Genomic DNA, 12,198 nt, shown 5'->3' with positions numbered 1-12,198 from the left:
GAACGCTACTTCCTCGCCACCACCGCCGCGAGCGTCACGGCGAGCCAGCCCAAAATCATCACCGTTCCACCCGTCGGCGCCGCCATGGGAAACAGCGAGTGCCCGGCATATTGCCGCAAGGTGAGGTCGCCCGCGAACAGCGCCGCGCCGAGCACGAAGCCGAATGCGGCAATGAGCCCAATTCCGCCATGCAGAAGGCCGCGCGCGAGCAACCCAGTCACCGCAAGTATGGCAGTCGCATGAAACAGCAGCATGGCGCTGGCGGAGGCGAGGCGGCTGGCATCGGCGCCGTGGGCGGAGGCGGCGGCCAGCGCAACGGCGGCGGCGCCCATCAAACCGGCAAGCCCGATCAAGAGGCGATGCGCCACCATCACGACGCCCGCTCTTCCAGCAGCTTTGCCATCGCGGCGCGCAGCTCGGCCATGCCAGTCGAGCTGCGCGAGGAGGTCGCGAGCACGTTCGGGAAAGCGGCCGGATGTTTGGCGAGTGCAGTCTCGGTCTCGGCGATGCGTGATTGCAGCTCGGAGGCCTTCACTTGGTCGGCCTTGGTCAGCACGATCTGGTAGCTGACCGCCGAGCGGTCGAGCGTCTTCAGGACTTCGAGATCGACGTCCTTGAGGCCATGCCGCGCGTCGATGAGCACGTAGACGCGCGCGAGCGAGGCGCGGCCCAGCAGGAATGTGTGGATCAGCTCGGTCCAGGACGCGACCTGGCTCTTCGGCGCTTGGCATAGCCGTAGCCGGGCATGTCGACGAGGCGTAGGTCGCTTTTCCCGGGGACCTCGAAAAAGATCAGCTCCTGGGTGCGGCCCGGCGTATGCGAGGTGCGCGCCAGCGCATTGCGACCGGTCAGCGCGTTGATCAGGCTGGACTTGCCGACATTGGACCGCCCGGCAAAGGCGATCTCCAGCCCCGCCATCGGCGGCAGCGTTTGAATCGACGGCGAGGCCCAGATGAACTGCCAGTCGCGCGCGAAAAGCTTGCGTCCCGCTTCGATCAGCTTCGCATCATTGGCGTCGGTCATGCGAAGCTCTTTGCTCGCTGTCATTCCGGGATGGTCCGAAGGACCAGACCCGGAATCTCGAGATTCCGGGTTCGATGCTTCGCATCGCCCCGGAATGACGGGTGCTACGTCGCCTTCCGCGCGAACGTCGCCTTGAGATTGTCGAACAGCTCCACCTTCACGCCGTTGCGGCGCATGATGAAGCTCTGCTGGAGCACCGAGAGCAAATTGTTCCAGGCCCAGTAGATGACGAGGCCCGCCGGGAAGCCGGCCAGCATGAAGGTGAAGATCAGCGGCATCCAGTTGAAGATGATCTGCTGCGTCGGATCCGGCGGCGTCGGGTTCAGCTTCATCTGGAACCACATCGTGATGCCCATGATGATCGGCCAGATGCCGAGCGCGAGGTAATGGCCGAACACCGGAATCGTGGTCGGATCGAACGGGATCAATCCGAACAGCGTGAACAGGTTGGTCGGATCCGGCGCGGAGAGGTCCTTGATCCAGCCGAAGAACGGCGCGTGCCGCATCTCGATGGTGACGAACAGCACCTTGTAGAGCGAGAAGAACACCGGGATCTGGATCACCACGGGAAGACAGCCGGCGACCGGATTGATCTTCTCCTTGCGGTAGATCTCCATCATCTCCTGCTGCTGCTTCACCTTGTCATCGGGAAAGCGCTCCTTCAGCGCCTGCAGCTGCGGCTGGATCGACTTCATCTTCGCCATCGAGGCGTAGGACTTGTTCGCCAGCGGGAAGAACAACAGCTTCACGATCACGGTGACGAGCAGGATCGAGATGCCGAAATTGCCGAAGAAGCGGTAGAAGAAGTCGAGGCCGAGGAACATCGGCTTGGTGATGAAGTAGAACCAGCCCCAATCGATCAACAGATCGAAATGGTTGAGGCCGAGCTCCTTGTTGTAGCCGCCGAGGCCGGCGAACGGGAACACGCCGACCACGCCGGCTTCCTTGGCGCCAGCGAACAGCCGCGCGTTCGCGGTGGCTGTGCCGCCGATCGCGACGGTGACGGGATCGAGCAGATAGTCGGTCTGGTAGGTGTGGACGTTGCCGGTCGGGTTCGACGAGAAGCGCGCCTGCAGCTGCGCATTGGTGTCCGGCAGCAGCGCCGAAGCCCAGTACTTGTCGGTGATGCCGAGCCAGCCATTGGTGGCCTTGAAGTTCACCGTCTTGGCTTCGTCGATTTTTTTGTAGGCATATTCCTGCAGGCCATCGAGATAGCCGATCAGGCCTTCATGCAGGATGTAATAGCCCGAGACCTGCGGCGTGCCGTGGCGCGAGATCAGCGCGAACGGATAGAGCGTAACCGGCGCGTTGCCGACATTGCTCACCTCGTCCTTGATGGTGAAGAGGTAGTGGTCGTCGACCGAGATGGTGCGGCGGAAGGTGAGGCCCTCGCCATTGTCCCATTTCAGCACCACCGGCGTCGTCGGCGTCAGGCTGCCGCTGCCGTCCTGCTGCCAGATGGTCTGGGCATCCGGCATCTTCGCGGTCACGCCCGTGGCGGCCACCCAGCCGAACTCGGCGTAATAGGGTTCGGCCGTGCCCGAGGGCGAATAGAGGATGATCGGCGGCGATTTCGGGTCGACCGTCTCGCGATATTGCACCAGCGCGAGGTCGTCGATGCGGCCGCCCTTCAGCGAGACGCTGCCGGAAAGCCGCGGCGTGTCGATCTTCACGCGCGGGCTGCTGGCGGCCTTTTTGGCGCGATTACAGGTTTTTTTTGTCCCATTTTGCGTTTGGCGGCCTGCGGTGTCGCGCCCGGCGTTGCCGAGGCGGTCGGCTGCGGCGTGTTCTTCTGGAGCTCGGCCTGCACCTGCTGCTGGGCGCGCTGCTTCTCCATCTGCGGGACGTTGTAGAAATATTGCCAGGCAATCAGGACGAGGCCCGACAGAATGACGGCGAGGATGGTATTGCGATTGTCGGTCATCTCTAATGTCTCGTCATCAATCCGGTTTGCGGCTGGCAGGGGCAGCGCCCGGCTTTTCGCCGCGCCGCTTCGCAGATCCCTTGTCGGATCCCTTGTCGGATCCCCTGGCCGTATGCCGCGCGGGCTTCGTGAACGCTATGCGCAGATCGTCGAGCATGGTGGCGAAGTCGCGCGAGAGCGCGTCCCTTCGGCCGACCAGTACATAATCATGATGGGGCTGCATCGACACCGGATCGAGCCGCTTCACCAATTCGCGAAGTCGGCGCCGGATGCGATTGCGCTCGGGGGCGTTGCCGTTCTTTTTGGTGACGGTGAAGCCGACCCGGATCGGGCCAGAATCGTCGCGGCGGCGGCTTTGCAGGACGAACGCGGGACTATTCGCCCGCGCGCCATTGGCAACGGCGAGGAAATCCGCCCGCTGCCTCAGCCGATCCATGATGAAATCCCAAAAATGGGGGTCCGGCTCAGGCGCTCAGACGCTTGCGGCCGCGGGCGCGGCGGGCGGCGAGGACCTTGCGGCCGCCGGCAGTGGCGAGACGGGCACGGAAACCGTGACGGCGCTTGCGCACCAGTTTGCTGGGTTGATAAGTCCGCTTCACGGGTTTTTCTCCGCTGACCGGGCAATTTGCCTGTAGAATTGATGGTAAAGTCCGGAAGATGCGGCCCAAAACGGGCCTTTTTCGGCCCCAAGAGAGCCGCTCCCGGCGTCACACCGGGTCATCGCGGACAATTTGCGCGGCTTATAAGGGAGCGTCTTGTTTTCGTCAACGCCGCAAGAGCGCGCTGTTCCGGTGAATATCGCTGTTTGTGCGGGGTTTTTAACCCTTGAGGTAGCGACTCGCCGCGTCCGTGATTACATCCCACCTTGGCAGATTAGCGATCTGTAATTTGACCGGGCGGGGGGCGGACCGCATCCTTCCTCAGCCAGATCGTTCACCAAGCAAGTTGTTCACTCGGCAAGGCAGCGAGGACGAATTTCGTGGCAGCGACAGACCTCCAGCCGATCCAGGATGCGGATCAGCGGGACCCGGCGGCGACGCGGCCGCGGGGGCCTGCCGGGCTTGGGCTGTCGGGCAAGCTGCTGCTGCTCACTGTGCCCCTGGTGATGATCGCGGCCATCCTGCTCTACGTGCCAGCCATCGCCAACTTCTGGGTCAACCGCCTCAACGACCGCGTCGCGGCGGCCAACACGGCAGCACTGGTGCTGGATGCGGCTCCGCTCGGCATGGTCCCCGATTCGCTCTCGCGCGAGATCCTGAAGAGCATCAATGCCCGCGCCGTTGCCATCAAGATGGGCCAGCAGCGCCGTCTGCTCGCCAGCGACAATTTGCCTACCACGATCGAGCATGACGTCGACCTGCGCGACATGAGCGTGTGGGAAGCGATCACCGGCTCGTTCCAGATGATGCTGGAGACCGGCAACCAGCCGATCCGCATCGTCGGGCCCGGCGTCGGCAATGCCCAATTCGTCGAGATCGTGACCGACGAATTGCCGCTGCGGCAGTCGATGTACCGCTTCTCCCGCAACGTCGTGGTGGTGGCGCTGATCATCGGCGTCCTGACCGCGGGTCTCGTCTATCTCGCGCTCCATTATCTGTTCGTGCGGCCGATGCGGCGGCTGACCGCGAGCCTGGTCGGCTTCCACGAGAACCCGGAGAGCTCGGCGCGCATCATCGTGCCGAGCCAGCGCAGCGACGAGATCGGCGTCGCAGAACGCGAATTGTCGGACATGCAGCGCGATCTGATGTCGATGCTGAATCAGAAGAGCCGGCTCGCCGCGCTCGGTCTCGCCGTGTCCAAGATCAATCACGATCTGCGCAATCTGCTCGCCTCCGCGCAGCTGCTGTCCGACCAGCTCGCCAGCGTGCCCGATCCGCGGGTGCAGCGCTTTGCGCCGAAGCTGGTGCGCTCGCTCGAGCGCGCCATCGCCTTCTGCCAGTCGACACTTTCTTATGGCCGCGCCCAGGAGGCCGCGCCCGACCGCCGCATGATCCTGATCGAGCCCGTGGTGCTCGAGGTGCGCGAGACGGCGGGGCTTGCCAGCGACGCCTCGATCGCCTGGGTCGCCGCGATCGAGCGCGGGCTCGCCATCGATGCCGATCCCGATCAGCTGTTCCGCGTGCTGCTCAACCTCGTCCGCAACGCCGCCCAGGCGCTGGAAAGCCATTCCTCGGGCGATGGCGGCGCGCAGCAGATCCGGATCACGGGAAAGCGCGAAGGCGCCGTCGCGATTTTGGAGGTCTCCGATACCGGCCCCGGCGTGCCTCAGAAGACCCGCGAGCATCTGTTCGAGGCGTTCCAGACCTCCGGCCGCCCCGGCGGCAGCGGTCTCGGCCTGGCGATCGCCGCCGAGCTGGTCCGCGCCCATGGCGGCGACATTCACCTCGTCGAAGGCACCATCGGCGCCACCTTCCGGATCGTCATCCCCGACCGCCCCGTGGAACTCCTCTCCGTTCGCAACGAGCGGCAGAGGGCGTAGGTCGGCCAGAGGCCGAGTGAACCTGTCATTCCGGGGCGGCGCAAAGCGCCGAACCCGGAATCCAGAGGTTTTGGGCGCGAGATTCCGGGTTCTCGCTTCGCGAGCCCCGGAATGACCGGGTGGAGATCGTCATCTCCCTGCAAAATCTCCCCAACCCGGACCTTGCCAATCGGGACAAGAGCGGTTAGTCAGAGCGCTCTTTCGCACCCCTCCGGCGCTGTCCGGAGGCTGCGTGTGGGCTAAAGCCCGCACCATCAGCGAAAAACGCGCCCGTAGCTCAGCTGGATAGAGCATCAGACTACGAATCTGAGGGTCGGACGTTCGAATCGTTCCGGGCGCGCCATTTTCCGTCCTTTGGCGGTGATATCTCCCCATCCCTTGGTGCGAATGGGTGTGCCGGACAGGCTCGGCATCGCCGCGACCCGCATTCATCGGGAAGCTCACAAAGCGCTGCCGGGCAAGGACGAAACCTTTTGCCGGACGGGCGAAGCCAGCCGGAAACAAACCAAGCCTAGCCTCGCCCAAGCTGCCCCGTCCAACCCGATTTAAGGGAGGGTCTCATGAAAGCAGCACTGTTGGCACTATTGCTTCTTGGCCAGCCCGCGATCCCGATTTCAGACCGAGTGCCCATATTCAACGTGGAAGCCCTCTGCAGGGATGTTTCCGCTGACGACAAAGCGTCAGGGCTCGCCCTGGCGCAGGATGCCGGCGAATGCATGCGTGACGAGACACTGGCGCAGCAACAGCTCGGTTCGGCCTGGCTGACTGTTCCGGGGCCCGCGCGTGAGAGTTGCGAAGGCGAGGCTTCGGCAGATGGAATCCAAAGCTATGTCGATCTGCTGACCTGTCTGCAGATGTCAGGCTGGGCGAATCCGGCTTCCCCGCCGGCGACCCCGCTCAGGGGCGCGAGCAAGATGCGGAACGCCAAGCGATGAGATGAGGCTTGATTGCCGCAACGACGGAGGTGCGCTGCCTGTCGCGCACCGGCCCCCGACTCGTCAGTGAAGCTCGCACCATGTTTTCCATGTGCCGATCCATCGGCGACACACCACGGACATAGGCTTTCACATAGTTCTTCTGCTGCGTACACCGGGCCAATGTAGACATACCCTCGTGCTTGCCCGCAACATATGCACTGGACGTCAGATTTCTGAACGCTGCCGGTCGCGACAGGGTCCGGGTGATACTTGAAGCTTGGAAGGTTGCTCACCGATTGCCCTGTGAGAATAGCGGACTTGGCGATCGTAAAGTCCAAAATGGCCTGATCGCAAGCAACTCTGACCGATTAGGATGACTTGGTAAGTCAGCTCCAAAGCGTTGCCGGGATGGCTCTATCAGCCTTCGAGCATCTCTGCAAAAGCGGGAATTGCTCAGGGCCGACCGCGGCCTTGGATCGGAATTCTTGCCGCAACGTCTGGCCGGTTTCTCGAGCCAGGCTATGGCCTCCGGTCCGTCGACGACACACTCGAAGGTTTCCCAGGCTGGATCCTCGATGGTGTCGGGTTGCAGGCGTTTCGCCGCATACTCGACCAGTTCATGCAGGCCCTCGTATCCTCGTCGGCGTTCGAGGGAGTCCGCAATCGCCGGGCTGGCCCAGCCGCGTTGGGCCAGATCGACAATGCTCGGACCGTCAGCCTCGCTGAACCAGGGCGTGGCATCGAACTCGAGACAGAGGATGTTATCGGCGGTATGGCAAGTCGCGTGGATCATCATCGGATTCCTCCGTCTTGCGCTAGCATTGCACGTCGCTCATCGCTGTCTCGCACGCCCTCAGGCTTTGACCAGGTCCCCCAGCAGGTTCGCCGCCACCATCAGCTTGGCGAGCGTCAGGCCGCCGGCGGCAATCTCCTCGACGGCACGACGGATACGCGTCGCCTCGGGATGAGCTGCAAGCCAGGTCTCCGCCGCCTGCTGACCGGATTGGCCGATCGTCAGCATATCTGCGGCCAGGCGTCTTTCGGCAGCCGCGATCAGGTCGACGGCGCGGTCGATGGCGAGGCGTTCGAAATGATCGCTGGCCGGCACGTTGCGCGCAGCGGCGGTGATGCGGTCGAGACGGAAATTGGCCTCGGCGGCAAAGAACGTCGCGGCGGCATCACCGATGCTGCGGCTGGTGCGCTCGGCCACCGTTACGATGTCAGGCGCCGGGACCAGGGCATCGAGATCGGCCAGTTCGCCGGCGAGGCCGGACGGGACGCCGGCATCGGTCAGGTCCTGCCGGCGCTTGCTGCGTGCGGCCTGCATGTCCGCTGGAAGGGCCGTGTCGAGCGAGGCCGCGATCTCGCGGACCGCAGGGCCAAACCGGGCAATGACCGCGCCCAAGCCATCCCCAAAATCGACATTGCGCACATACCAGACCATGCGGGAGAGCAGGAGATCCTGGATCGCCGCGTAGAGGCTGAGCTGCAACTGCCCGTCGATTCGATTGTCGAGCGCGTCGATCGCGTCATTGAGTCGCCTGAGCTCGTAGATCGCATCCACCGCCACCTGGGCCATGACGATGGTCGAGATATCGGCGTCGGTCTCGTCGGTCAGGCGTACGATGCAGGCCGGGCCCCCGCGGTTGATCACGGCATTGACGAGACTGGTCGCGATGATCTCGCGTCGGAGTCGATGGAGCTCGACCGCGGCCGGGAATTTGTCGAGAACCTCGCGCGGAAAATACAGGGACAGTCTGCGGGCGAGATAAGGATCGTCAGGCACGCCGGTTTCGAGCAGGTCACTGTAGAGCGTCAGCTTGGCGTAGGCGAGCAACACCGCGAGCTCGGGCCGTGTCAGGGACTGCCCGCGCCTGGTCCGTTCGGCGATCGCGGCGTCGTCAGGCAGGAATTCGACGGCGCGGCTGAGCAGGCTGCGCTGCTCGAGCGACTGCATCAGGCGCGTGAGGAAGCCGGTCTCGGCCATGCCCTTGCGTTCGGCGAGCGAGAGCGCCAGCGTCTGCAGATAGTTGTTGCGCAGGACCAGCGCACCGACTTCGTCGGTCATCGCGGCAAGCAGGGTGTTGCGGTCAACCGGGCTGAGGCGTCCCTCGCGCTCGGGGCGCGCCAATGCGATCTTGATGTTGACCTCGACGTCGGACGTATTCACGCCGGCCGAATTGTCGATCGCATCGGTGTTGAGCTTGACGCCCTTCTGCGCCGCTTCGATGCGCCCGCGCTGGGTGAGGCCGAGATTGGCGCCTTCGCCGATCACCCTGGCGCGAACGTCGGTCCCGCTGATGCGGATCGGATCATTGGCGCGGTCGCCGGCCTGATCGTCGCTCTCCGCCGAGGCCCGGACATAGGTGCCGATGCCGCCGAACCACAAGAGGTCCGCGCGCGCCTTCAGGATTGCCGTCATCACCTCGAAGGGCGTTGCCTGCTCCTTGTCGAGATCGAGCAGGGTGCGCACTTCCGGGGCGAGCGGAATCGCCTTGAGCGAGCGCGAGAACACGCCGCCTCCTTCCGAGATCAGAGATTTGTCGTAGTCCTGCCAGCTCGATCGCGGCAGGTCGAACAGGCGCTTGCGCTCAGTGAAGCTGATCGCCGGGTCGGGGGAGGGATCGATGAAGATGTCGCGGTGATCGAACGCCGCAACGAGCCTCGTCGCCGGCGAGAGCAGCATGCCGTTGCCGAAGACGTCGCCCGACATGTCGCCGACGCCGACCACGGTGAAAGGCATGGTCTGAATGTCGGTGCCGAGCTCGCGGAAGTGGCGCTTGACCGCCTCCCAGGCGCCGCGCGCCGTGATCCCCATCTTCTTGTGGTCGTAGCCCTGGCTGCCGCCGGAGGCGAAGGCATCGCCGAGCCAATGGTCCTTCTCGGCCGAGATCGCGTTGGCGACGTCGGAGAAGGTGGCGGTGCCCTTGTCGGCGGCGACGACCAGATAGGGATCGTCGCCGTCATGCCGCACGGTCAAGTCGGGCGGCACCACGATGTCGCCGTCGAGATTGTCGGTGAGTTCGAGCAGCGAGCGCACGAAGATGCGATAGGCCTCGGTGCCCTCCGCGAGCCACGCCTCGCGATCGGAGGGCGGCGGCAGGCGCTTGGGCACGAAGCCGCCCTTGGCGCCGACCGGCACGATCACGGCGTTCTTGACTTGCTGCGCTTTCACGAGGCCGAGGATCTCGGTGCGGAAATCCTGCGGCCGGTCGGACCAGCGCAGGCCGCCGCGCGCGACCTTGCCGAAGCGCAGGTGAATGCCTTCGACACGCGGTGAGTAGACGAAGATCTCGTAGAGCGGTCGGGGAGGGGGCAGATCCTCGATCTTGCGCGCGTCGAACTTGAAGGAGATCACCGGGCGCGGATGTCCGTCCGGGCCAACCTGCCACAAATTGCTGCGGATGGTCGACTGCACCAGATTGGTGAAACGGCGCAGGATGCGGTCTTCATCGAGCGAGGCGACGGATTTGAGCTGCTCCTCGATCTCGGCAAGGAGAATTATCTCGCGTGCCGAACGCTCGCGATCGGTCAGGACGAGGCGCGGATCGCTGCGGGCCTGGAACAGCGCGACGAGGTTGGCCGTGATCGCGGCGTTCTTGCGCAAGGTCTCCCACATATAGTCCTGGGTGAAGGGTGCGCGGATCTGGTGCAAATAACGCGACAGCGCCCGGATGGTCGAGACTTCCCGCCAGCCCAGGGCCGTGCGCAGGATCAAGGCATTGTACCCGTCGGATTCGGCGCGATCGGTGACCACCGCCATGATCGAGGCCTCCAGGCGATGGCTGAAGTCCCGGCTGATCTCGATCGGCTGGCCGTCGCTGGTCTCGATCGTCATGTCGTGCAGCCAGACCGGCTCGGGCCTGTTGCCGGGCACGATCTGATAGGTGCGTTCGTTGACCACGCGCAGGCCGTGATTTTCGATCACCGGCACGCGGTAGGACAGCGACAGCGGCGCGGCATCCGAAAACACCTTCAGGCCGAAGCGCCTGGGATCGTCCTCCTCGAAGCGGTGAACCGAAATCGTCACCGGGCGGGCTGGCGTGAGCCTCTCGACGGTGGCGATATCGGCGATCGCCTGTTCTGCCGTGGAAGCCTCGGTATAGCCGCCGCTGAAGGCTTGAGCGTAGCGATTTGCGAGCATGCGCGCCCGCATGCCGTCGGTCGACGCAGCCAGCGCGGCCTTCAGCTTGTCGGCCCAGGTCGCGGCAATGGCGCTGATCCCGGCTTCCAGCGTAGCGCGCTCGACGGCGGGAGTCTTACCTTCATAGCGTCCGATGATGTAGTGGACGCGCGCCAATGCTCCTTCGGGGAAGGACACGTAGGAGGCCGACAGTGTCCCCTTGTAGCTCTGCGACAGGAAGGCGCCGACGCGCATGCGCACGTCGGTGTCGTATTTGTCGCGCGGAATGAACACGAGGATGGAAACGAAGCGGTCGAACTTGTCGACCCGCGCCAGCGCCCGGACGCGGGGGCGCTCATAGAGGATCAGGATCTCCATGACGAAATCGAAGAGGGTATCGACGTCGATCTGGAACAGCTCGTCGCGCGGATATTCCTCGAGAATATGCTGGAGAGCTTTGCCGGAATGGCTGTTCGGGTCGAAGCCGGCGCGCTGGAGCACCCGCGATACCTTGTGGCGAACATAGGGGATCTGTCGTGCCGAGCGCGTATAGGCACCCGAGGTGAACAGGCCGACGACGCGCAATTCACCCTCGAGCCGGCCGTCGGGCGTATAGAGCTTGATGCCGACATAATCCATCCGGATGCGGCGATGGACGCGGCTGCTCACATTGGCCTTGATGACGATGAGCAGGGTCGGCTCGCGCATGAACTCGCGAATCTCCGACGTCATCACCACCATTTCGCTGCCGCGGCGCAGGACCTTTACGTCGGGATCGCGGAGGATGCCGAGGCCCTCCGCGGTCGCGATGTCGTCCGACGCATCGCGGCCGGGCGAGAAGCGATATTCGCGCACGCCGAGAAAGGTGAAATTGTCCGCGCACAGCCATTGCAGGAACTGGTTGGCCTCGGCGACCTCGTCGATCGGCAGCGGCGGCGGATTGGACGAGAACGTCTTGACCGCGTCCTCGACGCGGTCGCGCATGGCGCGCCAGTCCGCGACGCAGGCGCGCACGTCGCCCAACGCCCTGGTGAGGCCGTCAATCAGCCTCTCGCGGTCCGCGTCGGCGTCCAGGCGGGTGATGTGGAGGTGAATCAGGCTCTCGCGCGCGCCCTTTGCCCCTTCCGGCAGTGCCTCGCCGTAGAAGCGCAGGAGCTTGCCCTGGTCATCGCGCTCCACCGCGATGATGGGGTGAGCAACGAGAGTGACTTCGATGCCCTGCTCGGTGAGCTCCGCCATGGTGGAATCGAACAGGAAGGGCATGTTGTCGTTGAGGATTTCGAGCACGGAGATCTCGCGCCCGTCCGGCATCAGCGGATTGACGACGCGGATATCGGCACGCCCCGCCGTACGCCGCTGCACATGCTCCCAGGCTTGCTCGGCCAGGAAGGCAAGCGAGGAGGCATCGTGACTGGCGAGATCCTCGACATTGGTGAAGGCGAACAGAAGCTCCGCAAAGCTTGGGGGGGCCTTTCCCGGCTGCACGCTTCCGGCTGCCTCGCGGATCAGGGTTGCCCGGGCCTTGTCGTCGCGCCATGCCATAGCGTCCTCCATGTCCCAGCCGACGAACCGCAATTACGGTCGGGCGTTGTTCTTGGAGTGCGCCTCTTCGAGCGCATCTTGTTGACCGCGTTTCAATCGCCTTGGCGAAATCGTCGGTCTTGCGGCTCGACGATATTAGCACTCCGCGGCCGTCATGGCGCGCGGAGTTGTGAGGCGCGCTTTGCGGGCG

General features: G+C 64.3%; 8 protein-coding genes, 1 tRNA gene and 1 pseudogene. 3 read left to right on the top strand and 7 right to left on the bottom strand.

Annotated elements, in window-relative coordinates; genetic code table 11:
- Positions 1-5: 5 nt before the first annotated feature.
- From FOM02_RS41620 to rpmH, 5 genes and pseudogenes are all read right to left on the bottom strand, one after another.
- Positions 6-371, bottom strand: a complete 366-nt coding sequence (locus FOM02_RS41620; RefSeq protein ID WP_027561548.1) for a DUF423 domain-containing protein — start codon at positions 369-371, stop codon at positions 6-8.
- Positions 371-1,023: pseudogene (yihA, locus tag FOM02_RS41615) on the bottom strand (ribosome biogenesis GTP-binding protein YihA/YsxC). Before yihA ends, FOM02_RS41620 begins: the two are co-directional and overlap by 1 nt.
- 104 nt (positions 1,024-1,127) lie before the next feature.
- Positions 1,128-2,882, bottom strand: a complete 1,755-nt coding sequence (yidC, locus tag FOM02_RS41610) for a membrane protein insertase YidC (protein WP_265442266.1) — start codon at positions 2,880-2,882, stop codon at positions 1,128-1,130.
- Positions 2,883-2,963: 81 nt separating this feature from the next.
- On the bottom strand, positions 2,964-3,383 hold the full coding sequence (rnpA, locus tag FOM02_RS41605; RefSeq protein WP_027561545.1) for a ribonuclease P protein component: 420 nt from the start codon (positions 3,381-3,383) through the stop codon (positions 2,964-2,966).
- Between the two features lie 28 nt (positions 3,384-3,411).
- Positions 3,412-3,546 carry a 50S ribosomal protein L34 gene (gene rpmH / locus FOM02_RS41600; RefSeq protein ID WP_008542748.1) on the bottom strand — a complete coding sequence of 45 codons (135 nt, stop codon included), beginning with the start codon at positions 3,544-3,546 and terminating at the stop codon, positions 3,412-3,414.
- A gap of 380 nt (positions 3,547-3,926) precedes the next feature.
- Between rpmH and FOM02_RS41595 the strand changes: the two genes are divergently transcribed.
- The 3 genes from FOM02_RS41595 to FOM02_RS41585 all read left to right on the top strand — a co-directional run bounded on the left by FOM02_RS41595 (position 3,927) and on the right by FOM02_RS41585 (position 6,361).
- Positions 3,927-5,426: a sensor histidine kinase gene (locus tag FOM02_RS41595; RefSeq protein WP_027561543.1), complete on the top strand. Its 1,500-nt coding sequence runs from the start codon at positions 3,927-3,929 to the stop codon at positions 5,424-5,426.
- Between the two features lie 266 nt (positions 5,427-5,692).
- Positions 5,693-5,769, top strand: a tRNA-Arg gene (locus FOM02_RS41590).
- A gap of 217 nt (positions 5,770-5,986) precedes the next feature.
- On the top strand, positions 5,987-6,361 hold the full coding sequence (locus FOM02_RS41585; RefSeq protein WP_027561542.1) for a hypothetical protein: 375 nt from the start codon (positions 5,987-5,989) through the stop codon (positions 6,359-6,361).
- Here FOM02_RS41585 and FOM02_RS47415 read toward each other — a convergent pair.
- On the bottom strand, positions 6,253-6,636 hold the full coding sequence (locus FOM02_RS47415) for a CbrC family protein (protein ID WP_231164356.1): 384 nt from the start codon (positions 6,634-6,636) through the stop codon (positions 6,253-6,255). The two genes, FOM02_RS41585 and FOM02_RS47415, sit on opposite strands and share 109 nt — an antisense overlap.
- Positions 6,637-7,196: 560 nt before the next feature.
- On the bottom strand, positions 7,197-12,020 hold the full coding sequence (locus tag FOM02_RS41580; RefSeq protein WP_027561541.1) for an NAD-glutamate dehydrogenase: 4,824 nt from the start codon (positions 12,018-12,020) through the stop codon (positions 7,197-7,199).
- Between the last annotated feature and the right edge of the window lie 178 nt (positions 12,021-12,198).

The organism is Bradyrhizobium sp. SEMIA (assembly GCF_014844175.1).
Lineage (GTDB): Bacteria > Pseudomonadota > Alphaproteobacteria > Rhizobiales > Xanthobacteraceae > Bradyrhizobium > Bradyrhizobium arachidis.
This window is presented reverse-complemented; position numbering and strand designations above follow the sequence as displayed.

Excerpts from the sequence above, each read along its gene's own strand:
- FOM02_RS41620 (WP_027561548.1), bottom strand. The coding sequence starts at position 371 with ATGGTGGCGCATCGCCTCTTGATCGGGCTTGCCGGTTTGATGGGCGCC.
- rnpA (WP_027561545.1), bottom strand. The coding sequence starts at position 3,383 with ATGGATCGGCTGAGGCAGCGGGCGGATTTCCTCGCCGTTGCCAATGGC.
- FOM02_RS41585 (WP_027561542.1), top strand. The coding sequence starts at position 5,987 with ATGAAAGCAGCACTGTTGGCACTATTGCTTCTTGGCCAGCCCGCGATC.
- FOM02_RS41580 (WP_027561541.1), bottom strand. The coding sequence starts at position 12,020 with ATGGAGGACGCTATGGCATGGCGCGACGACAAGGCCCGGGCAACCCTG.